Annotated in this window: 18 protein-coding genes; 13 read left to right on the top strand and 5 right to left on the bottom strand. The window is 71.5% G+C overall.

Annotated elements, in window-relative coordinates:
- The first annotated feature begins 68 nt into the window (after positions 1-68).
- The 3 genes from ACWD02_RS09915 to ACWD02_RS09905 are packed head-to-tail and all read left to right on the top strand — an operon-like array spanning position 69 to position 5426.
- Positions 69-2285 (top strand): MMPL family transporter, encoded by a 2217-nt coding sequence (locus ACWD02_RS09915; RefSeq protein ID WP_451206838.1) that lies wholly within the window; start codon positions 69-71, stop codon positions 2283-2285.
- A gap of 52 nt (positions 2286-2337) precedes the next feature.
- Complete coding sequence (locus tag ACWD02_RS09910; protein WP_451206835.1) at positions 2338-4689, top strand: LuxR C-terminal-related transcriptional regulator; 2352 nt, start codon at positions 2338-2340, stop codon at positions 4687-4689.
- On the top strand, positions 4689-5426 hold the full coding sequence (locus ACWD02_RS09905; protein ID WP_451206832.1) for a 4'-phosphopantetheinyl transferase family protein: 738 nt from the start codon (positions 4689-4691) through the stop codon (positions 5424-5426). The genes ACWD02_RS09910 and ACWD02_RS09905 overlap by 1 nt, the downstream gene beginning before the upstream one ends.
- Before the next feature lie 47 nt (positions 5427-5473).
- On the opposite strand, the gene ACWD02_RS09900 is transcribed toward ACWD02_RS09905, so the two are convergent.
- From ACWD02_RS09900 to ACWD02_RS09880, 5 genes are all read right to left on the bottom strand, one after another.
- Complete coding sequence (locus ACWD02_RS09900) at positions 5474-5968, bottom strand: hypothetical protein (RefSeq protein ID WP_451206829.1); 495 nt, start codon at positions 5966-5968, stop codon at positions 5474-5476.
- Positions 5969-6049: 81 nt separating this feature from the next.
- Positions 6050-7246 carry an FAD-dependent oxidoreductase gene (locus ACWD02_RS09895; protein ID WP_451206826.1) on the bottom strand — a complete coding sequence of 399 codons (1197 nt, stop codon included), beginning with the start codon at positions 7244-7246 and terminating at the stop codon, positions 6050-6052.
- 81 nt (positions 7247-7327) lie between these two features.
- Positions 7328-8353 carry a 3-oxoacyl-ACP synthase III family protein gene (locus tag ACWD02_RS09890; RefSeq protein WP_451206823.1) on the bottom strand — a complete coding sequence of 342 codons (1026 nt, stop codon included), beginning with the start codon at positions 8351-8353 and terminating at the stop codon, positions 7328-7330.
- A complete protein-coding gene (locus ACWD02_RS09885; protein ID WP_451206821.1) occupies positions 8350-9021 on the bottom strand; it encodes an SRPBCC family protein in 672 nt (223 codons plus the stop codon). Before ACWD02_RS09885 ends, ACWD02_RS09890 begins: the two co-directional genes overlap by 4 nt.
- On the bottom strand, positions 9018-10832 hold the full coding sequence (locus ACWD02_RS09880; protein WP_451206818.1) for a thiamine pyrophosphate-binding protein: 1815 nt from the start codon (positions 10830-10832) through the stop codon (positions 9018-9020). The genes ACWD02_RS09885 and ACWD02_RS09880 overlap by 4 nt, the downstream gene beginning before the upstream one ends.
- A 206-nt stretch (positions 10833-11038) precedes the next feature.
- Between ACWD02_RS09880 and ACWD02_RS09875 the strand changes: the two genes are divergently transcribed.
- The 10 genes from ACWD02_RS09875 to ACWD02_RS09830 are packed head-to-tail and all read left to right on the top strand — an operon-like array spanning position 11039 to position 22746.
- Positions 11039-11287 carry an acyl carrier protein gene (locus tag ACWD02_RS09875; RefSeq protein WP_363209012.1) on the top strand — a complete coding sequence of 83 codons (249 nt, stop codon included), beginning with the start codon at positions 11039-11041 and terminating at the stop codon, positions 11285-11287.
- Entirely contained in the window at positions 11284-12186 is a 903-nt protein-coding gene (locus ACWD02_RS09870) for a class I SAM-dependent methyltransferase (RefSeq protein ID WP_451206814.1), read from the top strand. The genes ACWD02_RS09875 and ACWD02_RS09870 overlap by 4 nt, the downstream gene beginning before the upstream one ends.
- Before the next feature lie 2 nt (positions 12187-12188).
- Positions 12189-13514: an NAD(P)/FAD-dependent oxidoreductase gene (locus ACWD02_RS09865; RefSeq protein ID WP_451206811.1), complete on the top strand. Its 1326-nt coding sequence runs from the start codon at positions 12189-12191 to the stop codon at positions 13512-13514.
- Complete coding sequence (locus ACWD02_RS09860; RefSeq protein WP_451206809.1) at positions 13511-14527, top strand: SDR family oxidoreductase; 1017 nt, start codon at positions 13511-13513, stop codon at positions 14525-14527. Before ACWD02_RS09865 ends, ACWD02_RS09860 begins: the two co-directional genes overlap by 4 nt.
- A gap of 35 nt (positions 14528-14562) precedes the next feature.
- Entirely contained in the window at positions 14563-15504 is a 942-nt protein-coding gene (locus ACWD02_RS09855; protein WP_451206806.1) for an SDR family NAD(P)-dependent oxidoreductase, read from the top strand.
- 59 nt (positions 15505-15563) lie between these two features.
- Positions 15564-17042, top strand: a complete 1479-nt coding sequence (locus tag ACWD02_RS09850) for an MFS transporter (protein ID WP_451206803.1) — start codon at positions 15564-15566, stop codon at positions 17040-17042.
- Between the two features lie 47 nt (positions 17043-17089).
- Entirely contained in the window at positions 17090-18100 is a 1011-nt protein-coding gene (locus tag ACWD02_RS09845) for an acyl-CoA desaturase (protein WP_451206800.1), read from the top strand.
- A 2-nt stretch (positions 18101-18102) separates the two neighbouring features.
- Positions 18103-19752 (top strand): AMP-binding protein, encoded by a 1650-nt coding sequence (locus ACWD02_RS09840; protein WP_451206797.1) that lies wholly within the window; start codon positions 18103-18105, stop codon positions 19750-19752.
- Positions 19753-19807: 55 nt separating this feature from the next.
- Complete coding sequence (locus tag ACWD02_RS09835) at positions 19808-20911, top strand: pyridoxal phosphate-dependent aminotransferase (RefSeq protein ID WP_451206794.1); 1104 nt, start codon at positions 19808-19810, stop codon at positions 20909-20911.
- The gene (locus ACWD02_RS09830) at positions 20908-22746 is read left to right on the top strand and encodes an acyl-CoA dehydrogenase (RefSeq protein WP_451206791.1); all 1839 of its coding nucleotides are present in this window, start codon (positions 20908-20910) and stop codon (positions 22744-22746) included. Before ACWD02_RS09835 ends, ACWD02_RS09830 begins: the two co-directional genes overlap by 4 nt.
- The last annotated feature ends 5 nt before the right edge of the window (positions 22747-22751 follow it).

Here is a 22751-nt window from a genome sequence, read left to right as displayed (position 1 = left end):
GGAGGCCGGTACCACCCCCCGGCGCCGGCCTCCGCCCCCGTACCACCGAACCTCGAAGGTGATCTCGCATGTTCTCTGCCCTGGGCTCCGCCCTCCACGCGAAGCGGAGGCTGACCCTGTACGTGGTCATCGGCCTCGCCGTGCTCTCAGCCCTCTTCGGCGGCACCCTGCAGAGCAAGGTGACCAACGGCCTCGCCGACTACGACGACCCGACCGGCTCGCACACCGTGGCCCGCGAGGTCATCAAGGAAGCCACCGGCATCGACGTGCAGCAGGGGTACGCGCTCCTCATCCGCACGGATGAGGCCATCGACCCCGGCGGGACGCAGCCCGATGCGGTGGCGGCGGGCATCGCGCTCCTGAAGGAGCGGCCCGAGGTGAAGCGGGTCGTCGACTACAAGTCGGCCGGGGACCCGGCGCTCATCTCCGAGGACTCGCGCTCCACCGTTCTGATCGGCGCGGTCAGGCCGATGAAGGACAAGGAGACCAAGGACGCCGAGAAGGCGTTGCAGAAGGCGATCGACGCCGACCCCGCGCTGCGCGGCCACGCCGACCTCGGCGGGCCGACCATCGGCATGGTCCAGGTCGGCGAGGTCACCACCAAGGACCTGTCGATGGCCGAGGGCATCGCCCTGCCGGTCGTCCTCGTGCTGCTCTTCCTGGTCTTCCGCGGCCTGGTCGCGGCGCTCCTGCCGGTCATCGGCGCGATCTTCACGCTGCTGCTCACGATGGCGGGCCTGCGCCTGGTCACCCTCTTCGACAACGTTTCCACCGGGGCGCTCAACCTGGCCTTCGCGCTCGCGCTCGGCCTCGCCGTCGACTTCGGGCTGCTGATCGTCTCCCGCTACCGCGACGAACTCGCGCGGCACGGGGCCGGGGCGCTCGCGCTGCGCCGCACCATGGAGACCGCGGGACGCACCGTGCTCTTCAGCGGCCTCACCGTGGCCGCCGCGCTCGCGGCGCTGCTCGTCTTCCCCCAGCCGTACCTCCAGTCCATGGGCATGGCGGGCGTGATCACGTCGCTCGCCGCCGTGCTGTTCGCCCTCCTCGCCCTGCCCGCCGTGCTCGCGCTGCTCGGCGACCGCGTCAACTCCTGGGCCCCGCGCCGCTGGCAGCGCGTCACGCAAGCCGAGGGGACCGAGGGCGCTGGCGACCCGGCCGTCAGGCGCTGGCGGCGGATCGCGCAGCTGGTGATGCGCAGGCCCGTGGTCGTCGCGGTCGCCGCCACCGCGATCCTGCTCGCGCTCGCCTCACCGGTGCTCGGCATCCGCTTCACCGGCGCCGACGCGTCGGCGCTGCCCACCAGCATCAGCGCCGGGAAGGTCTCGGCCGCCATGCAGGACGACTTCGCCGCGCCCGCCACCTCACCGCTGCGCGTGGTCGCCGACACCACCGACGGAGGCAAGCTGGACGCGTACGCGAAGAAGATCGCGGAGGTACCCGGTGTCGAGGCGGTCGCGAAGCCGGTACGCCTGGACGCCACGCACTGGGAGATCGACGCCGTCCTGGAAGGGCAGCCGCTCGGCACGGCCGCCAAGGACGCCGCCGGCGAGGTCAGGTCGCTCGACGCGCCCACGCCCGTACGGTTCACCGGGCAGACCGCCGACTTCCTCTCGCAGAAGGACGGCATCCGTGACCGCCTTCCCCTGGCCATCGGCGTACTCGCCGTCGTGACCCTGCTGCTGCTCTTCGCCTTCACCGGCTCGGTCGTCCTGCCGTTCAAGGCGCTCCTCATGAACACCCTCTCCACCGGGGCCGCGCTCGGCTTCCTCGTCTGGGTCTTCCAGGACGGGAACCTCGGCTTCGACGCGGTGAGCGGCATCGAGTCCACCACTCCGGTCCTGGTCTTCGCGCTCGCCTTCGGACTCTCCACCGACTACAACGTCTTCCTGCTCGGCCGGATCAAGGAGGCGCGGGCGGCCGGTCTCGACGACCGCGAGGCGGTGGCCGAGGGCCTGGCCCGCACCGGACGCATCGTGACGTCGGCGGCGCTGCTGTTCTGCGTGGCGGTGGGCGCGCTCGCCCTCTCGCGCCTGGTCTTCGTCAAGGAGCTCGGCCTCGGCACCGCCTTCGCGGTCATCCTCGACGCCACGGTCGTCCGCGCACTCCTGGTGCCCGCCCTGATGACCCTGCTCGGCGGCGCCAACTGGTGGGCTCCGAAGCCACTGCGCCGACTGCACGCCGCGCTGCGGCTCGACCGCATGGAGTCCTCGGAGGAGGCCACCGCGCGGACGGATGCCGGGGCCGCGCGGAGCGGCCGCGAAGAGGTGGTGAGCAGGGCCTGAACCAAGGACTCACCGGCTGGGGTTGCGGGGAACCACACAAGGGAGCGCGGAGATGTTTGCACCAGAGCGGGAGTACGAGGTCGTGATCCCGGCGGTGTCGGGGGGCGGCGGTGTGGCGGCGGAAGCGGAAGCCGACCGCCTGATGGGTCACGGCTTCGGCGTGATCCGTGGCCGGGAGAGCGAACTCGCCTTCCTGGAGCGGCTGTTGGCCCAGCCCCAGGAACGCCTGATCACACTGACCGGGCCGGCCGGAGTGGGCAAGAGCCATCTGGCCCACGCGGCGCTGATCGCGCGGACCAGGGCCGCGGGCGCGCCCCTCCTCTGGACGGACCTCGCCGAATCGGCCGGGGCCACAGCGGTCTGGTCGAGCGTCGGCGTCGACACCGTCAGGGCGGCCGCCGCACGGATCGGCACGCGCCAGACGCTGCTCGTCCTCGACAACTGCGACCCGGTGGCCGCGCGGGTGGCCCTGGACATCTCCGCCCTGCTCAGGGCCTGCCCGCGGCTGAGGATCCTGGTCACGAGCCGGGTCTCCCTGGACATCCGGGCCGAACGCGTCCTGGTGACGGAGCCGCTGCCCACAGGCGTGGGTTCACCGGCCGAGGAGCTCTTCACCGATCACGTGAGCCCCCGCCACCGCGCCGGACTCGACGGCGCCCAGGCGCAGTCGGCGGTGACGGAGCTGTGCCGGGAACTCGACGGCATCCCCCTTGCCATCGAGCTGGCGGCGGAGGCGGTCGGCGCCGAAGGCCCCCAGGCCGTCCTGGACAGGCTGGGCAGGGGCGAACCCATCGGACGGCGCAGGCTGCGGGACGCGTCGGCCCGGCACGACGGCATCAGCAGCGCCCTCGGCTGGGCCACCCAGGGGCAGAGCGCCGCCGACCGTGAACTCCTCGCCACACTGGCGGTGTTCGAGGCGCCGCTCGGCCTCGCGGAGGTGCGCCGGGCGGCCGGTACGGGCCCGTCGGACGCCGTGGCCGGCATCGAGTCGCTTGTCCACCAGAGCCTGCTGCTCAGCGGGCGCGGCCCGGACGGCGAGCCGGAGTTCCGGCTGCCGCGCATGGCGCGCGCCCACTACCACCAGGCACTGGCGGCCGATCCGGACGCGCTGGCCCGAGCCCATGACCGGCACGCGGCGCACTGCACGGCCTTCGCCGCCGTGCTCGCGGACGGGCTGCGCTCGGGGCGCGACATGGGCCAGCTCCTCGCGGCCGTCGAGGCCAGGCTGCCCGACCTGCGCAAGGCCACGGCCCATCTGCGGGCGCGCGGCGACCACGCGGGGGTGCTGCGCATGCTGACCGCGCTGGAGGGCCCGCTGCTCGGCCACGGGCTCGGCCTCGACGCGGTGGACGTCATGGAGACCTCCGCGGCGGCGTGCGCCGACGGTGCGCTGGCCGCCGAGGCGCTGATGGCCGTGGCCCGCTGGGCACTCGGCCGGGACGAGCGGCAGCGTGCGGAGACGGCGCTCGACCGGGCGGCCGTCGCCGCCGCCGGGCTCCCCGCGGTCCGGGCGCGGGTGGCGGCGCACACCGGGGAGCTGTTGCGGCGCAGGGGCGAGACGGCGGCCGCGGCCGCGCTGCTCGAATCCGCGCTGAGGGAACTCGACGCCGTGGGCGATGTGTACGGCGCGGCGCTGGCCCGCCGGTCGCAGTCGCTCCTGCGCGCCGGACACGGCGACCCCGACGCGGAACGCCCAGCGCTGCAGGCGCTGGCCGAACTGCCGTGCGCACCGGCCGAGTTGGAGCCCGAAGTCGCCGAGTTCTGGCGGGACCCGTGGTCCCCGGTGGTGGTCCGTGCCGCCCTGCTCAACGCGCTGGCCCGGGTGCGCCGACTGCTCGGCCGTTCCCCGGAGGCGTACGTGAACGTGCGGGAGTCGATCCGGCTCCTGATGGGCACCAGCGGCCCCGTGGAGGCGGCCGAGGCCCTGGAGACGATGGTGATCGTCGCCGTGGGGCCGGGGAACGAGGAGCACCGGGAGGCGCTCGCCCAGGTCCTCGCCCACGCCGAGGCCCTGCGCCGGCAGCACGCGCTGGTCTCCGAGGAGGGCGTCGCGCTGCGGGCCGTGGCCGACCGGCTGCACCAGGGCTTCGACCCGGCCGCATTGCGCAGGCTGCGTCTGGAGGCCCGCCAGGTCTCGCCGCACAGCGCCCTGATCGCGGGCCTGTTCGCGCCCGCGCCCAAGGAGGAACGGTCCTCGCGGACCGGGCCCGCCGCCCCGCACGGGCTCACTCCACGGCAGCACGAGGTCGCGCTGCTCGTCGCCGAGGGAATGACCAACCGGCAGATCGGCAGGCAGCTCGGCATCTCGGAGTGGACGGTGACCAACCATCTGCGCGTGGTGATGCAGAAACTGGAGTGCGGCTCACGGGTGCACGTCGTACGCGCCATCCAGCAGGCCGGGTGATGAGCGGGGCCGGGCGCGCGGGCGTCCACATCTGGGCGGGGCAGGTGTCCGACACGGCGGCCGACCAGGACGTGGCGCTCCTGGACGACCGGGAGAGGCACCGCTTCGACGCCTTCACGGACGAGGTGACGCGGGCCCGGTACGCGGGCGCCCGGGCGGCGATCCGGCGCACGGTCGCGCGCTGGCACGGGGTCGGGCCGTCCGCGGTGCACTGGGGCGTCGCGCGCTGCCCGGGCTGCGGGAGCCGGGACCACGGTCCGCCGTACGTCCGCCTGCCGCGCTCCGAGTGGCGTTGCGGTGTGTCGCGTTCCGGGGCGTGGTGGATGCTCGCCCTGTCGTACGGGGTGCCCGTCGGCGTCGACCTGGAGCGCCGGAGCGCCCCCGAGGCCGAGGCGGTGTTCCGCCGCGCGCTCACGCCGCAGGAGCGGGCCCATGTCGAGGACGCCGGCGAGGGGGAGGCGCGGGACGACGCCCTGATGCGCTGCTGGGTGCGGAAGGAGGCGGTGGCCAAGGCCTGGGGCGTCGGCCTCGGGACGGACCTCGCCGGGGTGGCGGTGCGGCCGTGGCAGGAGTCGGCGGTCGTGGAGCGGACGGGCCGGGGCGGCGTCGAGCGCTGGGCGGTGCGTGAGGTGAGCGTGGGGGAGGGGTGTGTGGCCGCGCTGGCCCGCCCCGCGGATGCCACGGCCCCGGTGGTGGTGCACGGGACCGACGGCGGGCGGGCGGCCGCGAGGGCCTGACTGTGCGCACAGTCAGGCCCCCGGGAGTGTGCGTGTGGAGCAGCGGATCAGAAGACGATCGGCCCCGGCGTCTGCTTCGAGACGGCCTTGCAGGTGTTGGTGCTGCCGAGAATGTTGAGGCTCAGCGAGGCGTCGGCGGAGCCGGCGGCCGGGATGTACGAGTCGAGGCTGTCGCCCGCGGACACCGCACCGGTCAGTGCGCCGATGGTCACCGGCTGCCCGGCGGCGGCCGCGTCGTTGGCGGTGCCGGTGAAGTCCACCGTGCCGCCCCCGGCGCGCTCCAGACGCAGCGTGGCGGTGATGGAGTTCGCCGGGATGTCGACCGGGGCCAGACCGCTGCTGGTGGAGATCTTGACGGAGCCGACGCCGTCCGCGGCCGAGGCCTCGATCGTCAGGTCGGAGACGCCGTAGCTGCCGCAGTCGTACGAAGCCGTCACGGTCTGGGAGGCCGTGGGGGCCGCGACGGAGGGGGCGGCGAGGGCTATCCCGCCCGCGAACAGGGCGGCGGTGGCAACGGTGCTGGCCTTGAGAATGTGACGCACAGTCAATTTCCTTCTGTTGGGGGTTGTTCTGCCGTTACTGCAGGGGTGTTGGGCAGACGGACGGCCGGCGGGCCGCCCGGGTCATAGGGGGTGGCGCTCGGCCACCGGGATGCGCACGGTCGGCGGATGCCAGTCGGCGATTCCGTCGAACCCGCGCAGGAGCAGGCCGGGGACGGCCCTCGATGCGGCCCTGAAGACCGCGTCGCGCGTGGCGACGGCCGCCCGAGAGCGCAGCGACGTCAGCTTCAGGATGCGTTCGGCGCGGCGCACCATCGCGGTCGTACGCGGTCTGCGGTCCTGGTCGTACGCGGCGAGCGCGGCGAAGGGATGCGAGTTTGGCACCGCGTGGTGGGCGAGGACGACGGCGTCCTCGATCGCCATGTTGGCGCCCTGCCCCAGGGTCGGCACCATGGCGTGCGCCGCGTCCCCGAGCAGCGTGGTGCGGCCCCGGTGGAACGAGCCGAGCGGCACGGCCATGTGATGCACGTCGTGGCGCAGGATGTCGTGCTCGTCGACCGAGCCGATCAGGGTCGGCACGGGATCGTGCCAGTCGCCGAAGAGCCTGATGAGTTCGGCCTTCTCGCCGTCGGGGGAGCGGCCGCCCTCCTCGGTCGCGGCGCAGGCGTAGATGAACACGCTGTCCGGGTCCCGGACCAGGCTGCCCCAGACGAGGCCGCCGCCCCACGACTCGTGCGGCACGAAGCCGGGGCCGGGTGTCGGCGCGAGGATGCGCCACACGGTCCAGCCGCCGTAGGCGGAGCCGGGGTGGCCGGGGAAGAGGATGGCGCGGGTCTTGGAGTGCACGCCGTCGGCGGCGACGACGAGATCCGCCTCGTACACCCCCTGCGGGCTGCTGACGTGCGCCTTGCGGACGGCCGATCCCGCGTCCGTGAGGTAGGCCGCCTCGCCGGTGCGCAGGACACCTTCGGGCAGCCGGTCGACGATCAGGTCGACCAGGTCGCTGCGGCGCAGGACCACCAGGGGGCCGCCGAACCGGGCGGTGACGGCCGAGCTGTGGGTGCGGGTCAGCGGGCGGCCCCGCGGATCGCACATCAGGCCGTCGCCCTGCCACGCCGCGAGGGCGGTGACCTCGGCACCGAGGTCGAGGGCGGCGAGCGCGCGCTGTGCGTTGGGGGCCAGGGTCAGGGCGGCCCCGATCGGGGCCAGGGTGGGGGCGCGTTCCAGGACGGTGATGTCCCAGCCGCGTCGGTGCAGGGCGAGGGCGGTGGTCAGGCCACCGATGCCGGCACCGATGACGACGGCTTTGGGGCGGGTCATGGACTCTCCTCGAAAGTCAGGCGAGTTGCCGTGATCTGCGGGAGGACCGGGGGCGGCGCGAACCGCCCCCGGGCCCGTGGGTCACCCCCGCGCACCTCCCGCCCGCCAGTGCACGGCTGCGGCTCCCGCGAAGTCCCCGGCGTGGGCGAAGCCGGCCAGCATCAGCAGGCTGCCGTCCTCGACCCGGCCCTCGCGTATGCCGTGGTCGAGGGTGATGGGGACGGCCGCGCCGAAGAGGTTCCCGAACCGGTCGAAGGTGTCCAGATGGCGGTCGGGGCCGATGGAGAGCCGCTCCTGCCACTGCTTGAGGAACATCCGGTTGGGCTGGTTGGTGATCAGCAGATCCAGGTCGTCGGTCTTCAGGTCGAGCGACTCGCAGACCCGGTTCACCACCTCGGGCACCAGACGGTTGCCGCGCTCGACGATGTCGGCGACCTTGTCGGGCGTGAACCCGACGTGCATCTGGCTGGCGCCCGCCTCCCAGTACTTGCGCCCGTCGTGCAGCGCGAGGCCGCAGTCCCGGGTGTACTCGCCGTGGTTGGCGACCTCGATGCCGAGGATCGGTGACTCGTCGGACGCCGCCACATAGGCGGCGCCGCAGCCGTCACCGGGGATGACGGCCTCGGGGAGCCTGCGCACGTCGGGCTGCGTCATCACCGGGCCCGCGCTGTTCTGCACGTTGAAGAGCAGCGCGGACCTGGCCTGGCCCGAGCCGATCAACGCACGGGCCAGGCGCAGCAGATGGACGAAGGACGCACAGCCGCCGTTGTGGGCGTCGAGCACCCATTCGGCCCTGACGCCGAGCCGGTGGGCGACCTCCGCCCCCGGCCCGGTGAACGGCACCTCGGGAAGCAGTGAGTTGGTGATCACCACGTCGACGGCGCGCAGGGCGTCGTCCCCGATCCGGTCCCGCAGAACGAGACCGGCCTTCTCCATCATGTCCGCGGGCGTCTCGTCCCTGGACACCTGGTGCCGGGTGCGCGGCGCCTTGAACATCGTGTGACCGGCCAAGTCGCCGGCGCCTTCCTGATGTTCGAGGAAGTACTCCGTGCCGACCGGTTCCCCGGGCAGGTAGGAGGCGAGCTCCAGCAGACTGACGGCTCTCATGCGCCGGTGCTGCCGTTGCGCAGCTCCAGGATCTTCTTCATGTTGTCGATCTCTATCTGGTGACCGGCGTAGAAGAGGTTCCACATGTCGCCGACCCACGGGCGCTCGGGGCTCGACGCCAGCTCGGGGTGCGGGTTCTTGTCGTAGTACGGGTGACGGCAGTTGGTCCAGATGACCACGGAGCCGGGCTTGTTCAGGACGGTCTGCGCGTCGATGATGCGGTGGATGTAGACCATCCACAGCTCCTCGCCCTGGTCCCAGGCGCACTTCATGTCGACGGTGAGGGCACGCGGGTCGCCGTCGATCCGCAGGAAGATCTTGGTCTCGTCGTCGAGGAGGGTGTCGCGGCCCTGGTAGAGGCCCGGGGTCTCGGTGGGCGCGAAGTCACGGGTGCTGTAGGTGTACTCGTTCAGGTTGCGCTCGTTGGTGAGGTAGTCGTAGACGTCCTGCGGGGGCGCGTCGATGTACTGGTGGACGGTGACGAACTTGCCGTACACCTCGTCGTACGTGAACGACTCCTTGGTCATCTGCGCGGCCTGCGCGAGGGCCTCCTCGCGCGGCGTGGTCTCCCAGCGGAGCAGCCCGGGGACGTCCTTGAGGTCGGCGGGGATCGGCTCCGGCGCGACGTAGGCGGCGGTGGTGGTTTCCGTGCTCGTGACGGTGGTCATCCTGGTACGACTCCTTGGTTGCTGGGCCGGCTCTTTCCGACGGCCATGGCGTGCTGCTGGAAGGGACGGAACGGAGGCATCTCGGTGGGGTCGGTCTCGACGCAGATCAGTGCGGGCGAGCCGGTGGTCTCGGCGCGGGCGAGCGCGGCGCGCAGCTCGTCCGCGGTCGTCGCGGTCACCGCGTCGAGGCCGGGGAACATCGCGGCGGCGCCTTCGCCGATCCGGGCCGGGCGGAAGAGGTTGTAGGTGTAGTCGCCGGAGTAGAAGAGCTGCTCGCGGGTGTGGCACATGCCGTGCGAGTTGTTGTTGAAGATCACGAAGGTGACGGGCAGCCGGTGCTCGACCGCGGTGTGCACCTCCATGCCGTGCATGAAGAACGCCCCGTCACCGGCGAACACGCAGGTGCGCCTGCCGGTCGCGAACGCGGCGCCGATGCCGGCCCCGAAGCTGTGGCCCATGCCGCCCATGCCCATGGCGACGATGAACCGCCCGTTGGCCGGTACCCCGACGTGGTGGATCACGGTGGCGCCGGTGTTGCCCGCGTCGCTCACCACGGTGGCTCCCGCGGGCAGCGCGTCGCCGACGACCATCGCGGCGGCACGCATGTCCAGCGGGCCCGAGTGCGCGAGACCACCCGGAGGCGGCGGCGGGGGCACCGCCCCGACCGCGAGGGGCCGGACGTCCGCCCCGGAGGCTGCCGGTGCTCCCGCGCCCCTGCACGTCAACTCCTGTGCCAGTAAGGTCATTTCGTCGCCCAGAGGGCCGGTGAGCCGCACCAGGTCCTCGTGAGGCTCCAGGAACGGCGGCCGCGGGTCCACGCAGACCACCGGTGAACCCTTGAGGTGGTCGTGCAGTCCGGCGCCCGCCATCTGCGGCAGCCGGGTGCCGGCGAGCACCACGGCGGACGCCTGCTCCAGGGCCTCCTGCACGTCCGCGGTGCCGATCACCCCGGCGATGCCCAGGTGACGCGGGTCGCGGTCGTCGAAGACGTCCTTGGCGTCCGGGGCCACGGCGACCCGTGCCCCGAGCGCCTCGACGAGCCGGGCGAGCTGGGGCCGCGCGTCCGCCCTGGCCACCGCCTCGCCGGCGATCACCACCACGCCCTGGCGCTCCCCGGCCGAGCGCAACAGAGTCACGGCCCGCTCGCGTTCGGCCGCCGAGGAGAGCTCACGTACGGCGACCTCGGGGCGCCCCGGAGCGTCCCAGGCGGGCAGCACGGCCTGCTGCACGTTCTTGGGCAGCAGGAGCACGGCCGGCCCAGGCGCCGCCGGGTCCAGCGCCGCCGCGAGGGCACGCGGCAGCGACTCGACGATGGACTCCGGGTCCTCGACACGTACGCAGTGCACGGCGATCTCGCCGAACAGCCGCTCCGCGTCGATGGACCCGGCGAGCCCGCTGGTCTCCTGGAAGGAACCGTGCCCGTCCAGTGAGGTGGGCGGCTGCCCGATCAGGACGAGGGCGGGCACGAACGAGGCCCTGAGTTCGGCGATCCCGGGGACCAGGTTCATGGCCCCGGCGCCCGAGGTGGCGGCTATCACCGGTATGCGCTGGGAGGCGCGGTGATAGCCGTCCGCCATGGTGGCGGCCGAGAACTCGTGCTTGGCGACCACGCCGATCGGGCCGGAGCCGAGGCTTGATCCCGGACCGGCGCCCGGTCCTGCGCCCGGACCGGATTCCGCACTCGATTCCGCGTGCTGAATCGCATCGTAGAGGTCTTCGATATTGGCGCCACCGACTCCGAATACGTGCCCGACATCCTGCCGGCGAAGAAAGTCGACGATGAAGTCGACCACGCGGAATTGGTTTCTCATGGACCGTCCCTCTTTCCAGGCGGTGGTCCAGCTATTGCAGGCCGTGCGGTCCACCGCGGGCAAGTGGCACATCCCTGTCAGCCGGGCCGGCCCACGGTATGGCAGGGATCTGCCATACCGCTCTGTCATGTCCGGGGAGGGCGGCCGTAGTTAGGTTCTGGTCAATCGCTCACCGCACATCGCACCGACCGGAAGGAACAACCATCGTGATCACCGTTGAAACCGTCTGCGCCCTCATAGCCAAGAAGCTCGGCAACAAGGCGTCCGGCCTCACGCTCAACGCCGACACGGCGTTCGACTCGGTGGGCCTTTCGAGCCTGCAGATCGCCGACATCGTCTACACCGTCGAGGACGACGCGGAGATCGAGCTCGACCCGAGCCAGGCGGCCAACGTCAAGACCGTCGGTGACCTGGTCAAGCTGGTCGAGTCCACCCAGACCGCGGCCGCCGCATGAGCACCGTCGCCTACCAGGGCGCCACGGCCGAGGCGATCCGGCACCACTACGACGTCTCCAACGACTTCTACGGCCTGTGGCTGGACGCTTCACTCACCTACACCTGCGCCCTGTGGGACGAGTCGGGCGCCGATCTCGCCGGCCTCGCCACGACCGCCGACGACCTGGAGGCCGCGCAGACCCGCAAGCTCGACTACCTCATCGAGGGGGCCAGGGCGGCGGGCGCCGGCCGGGTCCTCGACGTGGGCTGCGGCTGGGGGAGCCTCCTCAAGCGCCTCACCGGGATCTACGGCGTGCAGCACGCGACGGGTCTCACCCTCAGCGACAGCCAGGCCGAACTGCTCCGTGCGTCCGGGATCGCTCGTACCGAGATCCGGGTGGAGAACTGGCTGAACCACGAGCCGACGGAGGGCTACGACGCGATCATCTCGATCGGCGCGTTCGAGCACTTCGCGAAGACGGGGCTGACCAGGGCCGAACGGATCGCGGCCTACCGCGAGTTCTTCGAGCGCTGCTACGAATGGCTGCCCTCGCGCGGCCGCATCGCCCTGCAGACCAACATCAAGGGCAACAACACCGTGATGGACAAGGCCACCGTGCGTGAGCTCATGTTCATCATCGAGACCATTTTCCCGGAGTCGGAGATCCCGGCGCTCTCCGAAGTCATCGAATCCAGCGAAAAGCTCTTCGATGTGGTGTCCCTGCGCAATGACCCGGACCACTACAGCCGGACCTGCGCGGAATGGCTGCGGCGACTCCAGGAGAACAGGGAAGCGGCCGTACGCATCTCGGGCGAGGACAACGTCGTCAATTACGAGAACTATCTCGGCGCGAGTGTCCGCCACTTCAAGAACCGGCACCTGGGTCTCGCGAGGATCATCCTCGAAAAGGGGCGTTGAGTGTGAGCACCCGAAAGAACGTCGTCTATTGGCACGAGACGGAGTCCGTCACGCCCGAACCACCGCTGCGGGACGACGTCGACTGTGACGTCGCCATCGTCGGCGGCGGCTACACCGGCCTCTGGGCCGCGCACTTCCTCAAGGAGGCCGAGCCCGCGCTCGACATCCGCATCGTCGAGGCGAAGCACTCGGGTTACGGGGCGTCGGGCCGCGCGGACGGCTTCGTCACCCCGACCATCGGCAAGGACATCCAGGCCCTGGTCGAGGAGTTCGGCACCCGCCGCGCCCTGGAGGCCTCGCAGGCCGTCGGGCGTTCCATCCTGGAGATCGGCCGCTTCACGCGCCGCAACAAGATCGACGCGGAGTACGAGGCCAACGACTACCTGATGGTCGCCACCGACCAGGCCCAGCTGCGCCGTCTGCGCGCGGACCGCGAGCTCGCCACGACCATCGCGGGCCGCGAGCAGCCCGAGCTCCTCTCGGGACCGCAGGCGCGGGAGCTGATCGGCTCGCCCGCCATCCTGGGCGCCATGCGCACCGGCGGCGCCCTGGTCAACCCGTTCCGCCTGGCCCGTGGCGTGGCCCGGGTCGTCAAGGAGCGCGGGGTGACCGTCTACGAGAACACCCCGGTCCTGCGCGTGGACCGCGGAGTGCGGCCCACGGTCGTCACCCCCGGCGGCCGTATCACCGCCGACAAGGTGATCATCGCGGCCAACGCGCACCAGTTCACCTTCGAGGCGTTCCGCAACAAGACCGTGCCGATCTGGAGCTACGCGATGGTGAGCGAACCGCTCACCGAGGAGCAGCTCGGCCGTATCGCCTGGGAGGGCCGCGAGGGTCTCGTCGAGGCGAAGACCTTCCTGACCTGCGCCCGCTTCACCGCCGACAACCGCCTGATGTGGGCGGGCGGCCCCGCCCTGTACTTCTACGGCCGCGACATGCGCCGGCGCCGCATGAACGAGACGCGGGCCTACCGCGAGCTGCACAAGGAGTTCGGCCGGTTCTTCCCCATGTGGCGGGACCTCAAGTTCACCTACACGTACGGCGGCACCGTCGACGTCACCCGTGACTACGCCCCGCACTTCGGGTCACTGCCCGGCGGCAACGTCTTCTACGGGTACGGCTTCAACGGCAACGGCATCGCCGCCACGCACACCGGCGGCAAGGTCCTGCGCGACCTTGTGCTCGGCAAGGACTCCGAGTACGCGCGCCTCCTGTACGTGGACGACAAGCACCGCAAGCAGCGCGACTTCCCGCCCGAGCCGTTCCTCTACGTCGGGGCCCGCGCCACCACACGCCTCATGGAGTGGAAGGAGTCCCGGGCATGAGCGAGCGACGCACCGTACTGCTCACCGGCGCGTCCGGCGTCGTGGGCCGCGCCATCCTGCAGGAGATGCCGGGCCGGCCCATCCGGCTCATCTCCATGGCGAGGCCCGGCGGCGTGGCCCTGCCCGCCGGTACCGAGCACGTGCTCGACGCCGACCTGGCCGAGCCGCGCTTCGGCCTCGACGAGGACAGCTACCGGGCGCTGGTCCGGGACGTGGACACCGTCATCCACTCGGCGGGGCTCACCGAGTGGGGTCTGCCCGACGAGCGCTACAAGCCGGTGAACGTGGACGGCACCCGCCGGGTCATCGAGTTCGCCGAACTCTCCGGCGCCACCGTGCACTTCATGAGCACCGCCTTCGTGGCCGCGCTCTCGGCAAACGCCCCGTACAAGCTCAGCGACACGAACGTCACCACCAACTACGTGCGCTCCAAGCTCCGTTCCGAGCAGCTGCTGCGCGACAGCGGCCTGCCGCACACCGTGTTCCGGCCGACCAACCTGATCGGCGACTCGCGGACCGGCTGGACCTCGCGCGGGCAGATCGTGCAGCTGATGTCCGACTGGATCTGCCGCGGCCGTGCCCCCTTCATCCCGGTGCACGAGGGCAACCGCATCGACATCGTGCCGCAGGACCTGCTCGCCAAGGCCGTGCTCGCGGCCGTCGAACTCGGCGACACCAGCGGCGAGTTCTGGGTGACGTACGGCGACGAGGCGATGGACATGGAGGCCGCGGTCGACGTGTGCGCCAAGCACGCGGCGGGCCTCGGCCGCACCCTCACCCCGCCCCCGGTCACCGACCCCGACGCCCTGGACCCCGAGGAACTGCGCAGGCTGCCTCCGCTGGCCCGCTCGTACCTCTCCGTCCTGCGGGACGTCAGCGAGGTGACCCGCTGCGGCGGCGGAGTGCTCCCCACGTCGATGCCGGAACTGCGCGAGCGCTACCAGGTCCCCTTCGTCCACGACACGGACGCCTACCAGCGGACGCTCGAATACGCCTCCGCCCACCTCAGCTAGCCCGTCAGATCAGAGAGGACGCAACCGTGGACCCCGTGAACCCCGTTGACCCCGTGAACGAGCAGTGGGAGCCCCCGCGGCTCGACGGAACCGTCGCCGTGGTCACCGGCGCGAGCCGGGGCGTGGGCCGCGGGATCGCCCTCGCCCTGGGCAGCGCCGGCGCAACGGTGTACGTCACCGGACGCAGCACCCGCACCGAGGGCCGCACCGAAGGCCTGCCCGGCACGGTCGACGACACCGCCGACGAGGTCACCGCCCGCGGCGGCACCGGCATCGCGGTGCGCTGCGACCACCGGTCGACCGAGGACAACCAGGCGCTCACGGACCGCGTCAGGTCCGACCACGGCAGGCTCGACCTCCTGGTGAACAACGCCTGGGCGGGTTACGAGCGTTCCAGCGACGTGCGCTTCGACGCCCCGTACTGGGACCAGCCGATGTGGCGCTACGAACTGTGCGAGGGCTCGCTGCGCGCCCAGTACGACATCACGCGCCTTCTCACGCCGCTGATGTTCGGGAAGGACGACGGGAAGACCGGGCTGATCGTCGGCATCGGTTTCACCGACGGCGACACCTACCTGGGCCAGGCGGCGTACGACGTCTTCAAGTCCGCCAACGACCGGCTCAGCAAGGCGTTCGCGGCCGACCTGCGCAAGAAGAAGATCGCCGCGCTCTCCCTGCACCCGGGCTTCGTCCGCACCGAGCGGGTCGAGGCGGCCTGGGAAGCGCTCGGCGACGGACCCGCCGCGGTCGTCCACTCGCCCGAGTACGTGGGCCGCGCGATCAACGCGCTCGCCGCCGACCCCGACGTGCTCAGCCGCTCCGGCCAGGTGCTGTCCACCGGTGACCTGGCCGACGAGTACGGCTTCGACGACGTCGACGGCCGGCGCCTGCCCGCCTTCCGCCTGGAGGGCCGGATGAGCCTGGCCACGCGCATGGACCGCCTCAACCGGGTCGTCGCCCAGGCCGCGGCCTCCTGACCCCCGGCACACAACCCCACGAAGCACCCCCACACAGCTCGGCGAACAGGAGAAGGCATATGGGCAGGGGAACCGCCTCGTCCCCCGCGGCAGCCGTACCCGGCGGCGCGGCAACCAAGGCGGCAGGGCTCGCGCTCGCGGTGACCTGCGGCGCACAGTTCATGGTCATCATCGACGACACGGTCGTCGCCATGGCGCTGCCGTCGATCCGCACCACCCTCGACTTCGACCGGGCCTCACTGGCCTGGGTCGTCGACGCCTACATGCTGCTGTTCGGCGGCTTCCTGGTGCTCGGCGGCCGCTGTGCCGACCTCTTCGGCAGACGGCGGGTGTTCCTCACCGGCCTCGCGGTCTTCACCGCCGCCTCGCTCGCCTGCGGCCTGGCCAACTCTCCCGAGATGCTGATCGTGTCGCGCGGCGCCCAGGGCTTCGGCGCGGCGCTGCTCAGCCCGGCCGCCCTGTCCATCCTGATCACCGTCTTCACCGAGGCGAAGGAACGCCGCAAGGCGCTCGGCATCTGGGGCGGACTCACCGGGATATCGGGAGTCTCCGGTGTGCTGCTCGGCGGCATCGTCACCGATCTCGTCGACTGGCGCTGGGTGTTCTTCATCAACATCCCGGTCGGTGTCCTGCTCTTCGCCCTCGCGCTGAAGCCCGCCCTCGCCGACCGCGAGGACGGCGCCCCGGGCAAGCGCCCCGCGACGGACGGCATCGGAGCCGTCCTGATCACCGGCGGTCTCCTGCTGTTCGTCTACACCGTGATCAGCACCAACCACCGCCCCTGGGGCTCCGCCGCCACCATCGCCGGACTCATCGGCTCCGTCCTGCTCCTGGTGGCCTTCGTCATCAGGGAACAGCGTGCCCCCGATCCGCTGATCCGCCTCGGGATCTTCGCCAGCCGGCAGATCTCCGCGGCCAACGTGATCATGCTGCTCGCCGCGTCGGGCCTGTACGGGATCTTCTTCTTCCTGACCCAGTACATGCAGAACCTCCTGGGCTGGTCGCCGCTGCGCGCCGGAGTGTCCTGGGCGCCCTTCGGCATCACCATGGCGGTCTTCTCCGGCATCGCGATCCAGCTGCTGCCCAAGCTGGGCAGCCGCATCCTCTGCCTGCTCGGCCTCGCGTCCGCCACGACCGGACTCGGCCTGCTCATCAACACCCCGCTCAAGGCCTCGTACGCCTCCGACATCCTGCCCACGCTGCTGCTCTGCGCCGCCGGTTACGGGCTTGCCATGGTGCCGCTGGTGGTGGCCGCCGTCAGCGGTGTGCCGAAGGCGGACTCGGGTGCGGCCTCCGGGGTCCTCAACACCGGTCAGCAGATCGGCGGCGCCATCGGCCTCGCGGTCCTCGCCACCCTGGCGAGCAGCCGCCTCGACGACGAGATCGCGTCCGGCGCGGCCATGCCTGACGCCCTCCTGACGAGCTTCCACACCGTGTTCCTCGTCGGGACGGTGCTCACCGCGTGCGCCGCGCTCCTCTCCCTCGTCCTGCCCGCGCTCCGCACCGAATTCGACCCGGAGACCACATCGGGTGTCTGACGCCTCGGGTGTCTGACGTCGAAGACCAACGAAAGTAAGGGGAAGAAATGGACGGCAAGGAACACCGCTGGTACATGCTCGCGGCCTCCCTGGTGCCACTGCTCGCGCTCGGCGCCGCCATGGTCCTGGCCTGGAACCACATCTTCGGCTGGACCGACGTCCTGGTCACGGTCGTCATGTACGTCATATCCGGGATCGGCATATCCACCGGCTACCACCGCATGCTGACCCACCGCTCGTTCGAGACGTACAAGCCGGTCCGTGTCGCCCTCGCCACGGCGGGCGTCCTCGCCGGACAGGGCCCGCCGATCATCTGGGCGGCCCACCACCGCAAGCACCACCGCGTCGCCGACAAGGAAGGCGACCCGCACAGCCCGCACCTGGGCTTCGAGCCCGGCTTCAAGGGCGCGATCGCCGGCATGTGGCACGCCCACCTCGGCTGGCTCTTCGACGAGGACCTCAGCTCCGACCCGATCCGCTACTGCCCCGACCTGGTCAGGGAGAAGCCGCTGCGCTGGCTCAGCGAGAACTTCGTGGCCGTCGTCGCCGCCGGCGTCGTCCTGCCCGGCCTGCTCGCCTTCGCCATCACGGGCGGCTCCGTCCAGGCGCTGTTCACGGGCATGCTGTGGGGCGGCCTCGTACGCATCTTCCTCATCAACCACATGACGTACGCGGTGAACTCCATCGGCCACTACTTCGGCCGCCGCCGCTTCACCACGACCGACCACTCCCGCAACGTCGCCTGGCTGGCCCTGCCCTCCTTCGGCGAGGCCTGGCACAACAACCACCACGCGTTCCCGCGCTCCGCCCGGCACGGCATGAAGTGGTACGAGGTCGACCTCTCCGCGATCTTCATCTGGAGCCTGGAGAAGACCCGCCTCGCCTGGAAGGTCATTCGCATCGACACCGAGCGGATGACGATGCGCGAGGCCGGCGTCAGCCGGGTCAACGGCACCAAGCTCAGCCAGGAGGAACTCCTGGTCAGCCAGCAGCGGATCGCGCCCATGGCGGACCGTTCGCGCGGCGGCAACGACCTCTCCCTCGTGGATGTGGAGTGACCATGGCAACCACCGGCACCGGACTCTGGGACCTCCTCCTGCGCGACGAATCCCACGGAGTCCTGCACCACTGGCAGGAGGACGACGGCTTCGGGCACACCCCGTGGAGCGAGGTCGTCGACGACGCCCACGGCATGGCGGCCACCCTGCGCACCGCCGGAGTCGGCCCCGGCAGCCGGGTCGCCACCGTCCTGACCAACTCGGCGCACACCCTGCGCGGACTCCTCGGGGTCTGGCTCGCGGGCGGGGCCGTCGCCTCGTTCCCGCTGCCGGCCCGCGGCCAGAGCCCGCAGGAGTACGGCGCGCAACTGAGCCTGCTCACCGAGCGGCTCGGCCCCACGGTGCTCCTCGTCGACGAGGGCCTCGCGCCGCTCGTCCCCGTGGAGCTCGCCGCTCAGCTCCCGGTCCTCAACTGGACGTCCCTGTACGGGGACCAGCGCATCGAACCGACACCGCCCGGCCCCGAGGACACCGCCTTCATCCAGTACTCCTCGGGCAGCACCAGCCTGCCCAAGGGCTGCGAGCTCAGCACCCGGGCCATCGGCACCCACCTGCACATGCTCCACGAGATGACGGGCGGGCGCCCCGGCGCCGAGACGATCGCCTCCTGGCTGCCGCTCTCGCACGACATGGGCATCTTCGGCACCATGCTGCACGCCTGGGCCTTCGACTACGACTTCGTCCTGTCGTCGCCCGAGCGGTTCGGCATGGCACCGCGCACCTGGTTCCGCGACATGTCCGAGTACGGCGCCACCATGACCGCCGGCACCAACACCGCCCTGCACCTGGCCGCCCGCGCCCAGGGCCGCAACCAGCTGCCCAAGCCCCTCGTCCTGAAGGTCTGCGTGGTGGGGGCGGAACGCGTCGACGGGGAGACCCTGGAGGCCACCGTCGCCGCGTTCGGCCCCTCGGGCTTCGAGGCCACGGCGTTCATGCCCGCGTACGGAATGGCCGAGGCGACCCTCGCGGTCTCCTGCTCCCCGCTCGGCGAGGCCCCAGTCACCCGCAGCTTCGACGGCCCCGCGCTGCTCGACGGCCGCATCATCGAGGTCCCCGCGGACGCGCCGGGCGCCACCCGGCTCGTCTCCAACGGGCCCCCGCTGCCCGGCGTCACGGTGACGACCAAGGACCCGGACCGCGTCTCCGAGCTCCGCGTCGACTCGCCGAGCCTGGCATCCGGCTACCTCAACGACGCCGAGCGCACCGCCGAGCGGTTCCACGACGGCGTCCTGCACACCGGTGACCTGGGCTTCGTCCACGACGGAGAGGTGTACTTCGTCGGCAGGGCCGACGACCTGATCTCGGTGGGCGGACGCAACGTCTACACCAGCGAGATCGAGTCGGCGGTCGAGGCGATGGGCCCGGTCCGCAAGGGCTGCTCGGCGCTCGTCGACATGGCCGGCGGGGGCGTCTCCAAGCTGGTGCTCCTGCTCGAACCCAAGCGCAGCAGCGCCGACTTCGCGCTCATCGCCGACCAGGCAGCCGCCGTGGCCAGGGAGAAGTCGGGCATCGCGCTCTCCGAGTGCGTCTTCGTGGAGCGCGGCCACCTGCCGCGGACACCCAGCGGCAAGATCCAGCGCTTCCGCTGCCGGGCGCTGCTCGGCGGCGAGGCCGACCAGCTGCAGACCATAGCGCGCGTCCAACTGGGCTGACCGGGCCGGCCGTCCGGCCGGCCGGGGTGGCGACACCGTACGAGAAGGGATCCACATGCCTCAGGTCCAGGCACCACCACCGGGCTTCTTCGCCGACACCGAGATCGTCGGCAAGGAGGACCATCTGCGACTGCACCTCAACGAGAACCCGTACGGCCCGCCGCCCGGAACCGTCGACGCCGTGCGCGCGGAGGCGGCGAGCTACCTCAACCGGTACCCCGACAGCGAGTGCGGGGAGCTGCGGGGGAAGCTGGCCGCGCACTTCGGGGTCACCCCCGACATGATCGCGGTCGGCAACGGCACCGACGAACTGGTCCTCGTCACCTCCATGGCGTTCCTGCGCGAGCCCGGCGCCTCCGTCGTCACCACCGCCACCACCTTCCCCGGCTACGTGGTGTCCGCCGCGGCCGTCGGGGCGCGGGCGCACACGGTTCCGCTGGACGGTGCCGCGATCCCGGTCGACGGGGTCGTGGCCGAGATGGAGCGGGGCGCCGAACTCGCCTTCGTCTGCAACCCGCTCAACCCGACCGGAGCGGTGCTCGACCGGGCGGCCGTGACGGAGCTGATCGACGCCGCGGAGCGCAGCGGCACGGTGCTCGTCTTCGACGAGGCGTACATGGACTTCGCGGGCCCTGCCCACGAGTTCGCCCTCGACGCGGTGCGCGCGGGCCGCCGGGTCCTGGTGACCCGCACCTTCTCCAAGGCATGGGGTCTCGCCTCGGTCCGGATGGGCTTCGCCATCGGCCCCCAGGACCTCATCCAGCGGATCAGCGGCGTCGCGGGCGCCCTGCCCTTCAACGTCAACCGGCCGGCCCAGCGAGCCGTGCTGCGGGCCCTCGAACAGCCCGAGCACATCGACCGGGTACGCGCGGACAACGCAAGGGCCAGGGAACTGCTCTGCAAGTCCCTGGACACCCTGAACATCGAACACGCCCCGTCCGTCTCCAACTTCGTGATGGTCAAGGTGCCGGGGGAGGGCACGGCCCCGGGCGACAGCGTGGGGTTCGCGGCCCGGCTCGCCGCCGAGCACCGCATCTTCGTGCGCAACCTCGACGTACTCGGACTGCCCGGCTATCTGCGGATCTCCGTCGGGACCGTGGACGAGGTCGAGCGGCTCGCCACGGCGCTCGCCGCCCTGCTCGGACACCGCGCGCCATGAGCCACTACAAGTCGAACCTGCGGGACCTGGAGTTCAACCTCTTCGAGGTCCTCGGCTGCGACCGCACGTACGGCAGGGGAGCCTTCGAGGCGACGAGCCGTGACACCGCGCGCGGCATCCTGGCCGAGGTGGAGCGGCTCGCCGTGCACGAACTCGCGGACCCCTTCGTCGAGGCCGACCGCACCCCGCCGCACTACGACCCGGCGACCCGGTCGGTCACGCTGCCCGACTCCTTCAAGCAGGCGTACACCACCTGGATGGAGTCCGGCTGGCACCTGCTCGACCTGCCGTCGTCGCTGGGCGGCGCCGACATCCCGCCGTCCCTGCGCTGGGCCGTCGCCGAGCTCGCACTCGGCGCCAACCCCTCGCTCTACCTCTACCAAGGGCTCGCGGGCTTCGCGAAGATCCTCGACCGGCTCGGCACCCCGCGGCAGCGTCGCCTCGCCCGCCTCATGGTCGACCGGCAGTGGGGCGCCACCATGGTGCTCACCGAACCGGACGCGGGCAGCGACGTCGGCGCCTGCCGGACCAGGGCGGTGCGGCAGCCCGACGGCACCTGGCACATCGAGGGCGTCAAGCGGTTCATCACCTCCGGAGAGCACGACCTGGCCGAGAACATCGTCCACTTCGTGCTCGCCAGGCCCGAGGGCCACAAGCCGGGCACGAAGGGCCTCTCGCTCTTCCTGGTGCCCAAGTTCCACGTCGCGGACGACTCCACGGGCCGCCTCGGCGCACGCAACGGCGTGTTCGCCACCGCCCTCGAGGACAAGATGGGCCTGAAGTCCTCGGCCACCTGCGAGCTCACCTTCGGCGCGGAACAGCCCGCCGTCGGCGTCCTCCTCGGCGAGGTGCACGACGGCATACGGCAGATGTTCCAGGTAATCGAACAGGCCCGGATGATCGTCGGCACCAAGTCGGCGGCCACCCTGTCCACGGGCCATCTGAACGCGGCCGCGTACGCCAAGGAGCGCTTCCAGGGCACGGACCTGGCGGCCTTCGGCGACAAGGCGGCACCGAAGGTGCCCATCAACCGCCACCCCGAGGTCCGGCGCTCCCTGCTCCTCCAGAAGGGGTACGCCGAGGGCCTGCGCGCCCTGGTCCTGCACACCGCGACGGTGCAGGACCGCATCGCCGAGGCCGAGGCGGCGGGCGGCGTGGACGAGGAGGCGAAGGCACTCAACGACCTGCTCCTGCCGATCGTCAAGGGCTACAGCTCGGAGCGCGCCTGCGAGCAGCTCAACCACGCCCTGCAGATCTTCGGCGGCGCCGGCTACCTCAAGGACTTCCCGCTGGAGCAGTACATACGCGACACCAAGATCGACACGTTGTACGAGGGAACCACCGCGATCCAGGGCCTCGACTTCTTCTTCCGCAAGGTGGCGAAGGACCAGGGCGCCGCGCTCGGCGCGCTCCTGACCGAGGTGGAGAAGACCGCCCGCACCGAGACGGGCACGGAACTCGACGCGGCGCACGCTCAGTTGGCCGAGGCGGTCACACAACTGCGGGCCATCGCCGACGTCATGGGCGGCCACCTGCTGCGGTCCTTCGAGGAATCAACGGCGATGTACCAGGTGGGCCGGAACACGACCAGGCTCCTGATGGCGGCCGGCGACGTACTCGTCGGCTGGCTCCTGCTCCGGCAGGCCACGGTGGCCGAGTCCAAGCTGGCGCAGGGCCCGGATGGCCTGAACGCCCCCGACGCGGCCTTCTACCGAGGCAAGATCGCAACAGCCAGGTTCTTCGCCCAGGAGGTGCTCCCGCTGCTGACCGCAGAGCGACGTATCGCGGAGCACACGGACACGGTGCTCATGGCCGTGCCGGACGAGGCCTGGTGAACCCG

The sequence above is a fragment of the Streptomyces sp. NPDC002853 genome, from assembly GCF_053591915.1.
Note: the sequence above shows the minus strand (reverse complement) of the source record. Positions and strands in the feature narration are given on the sequence as shown.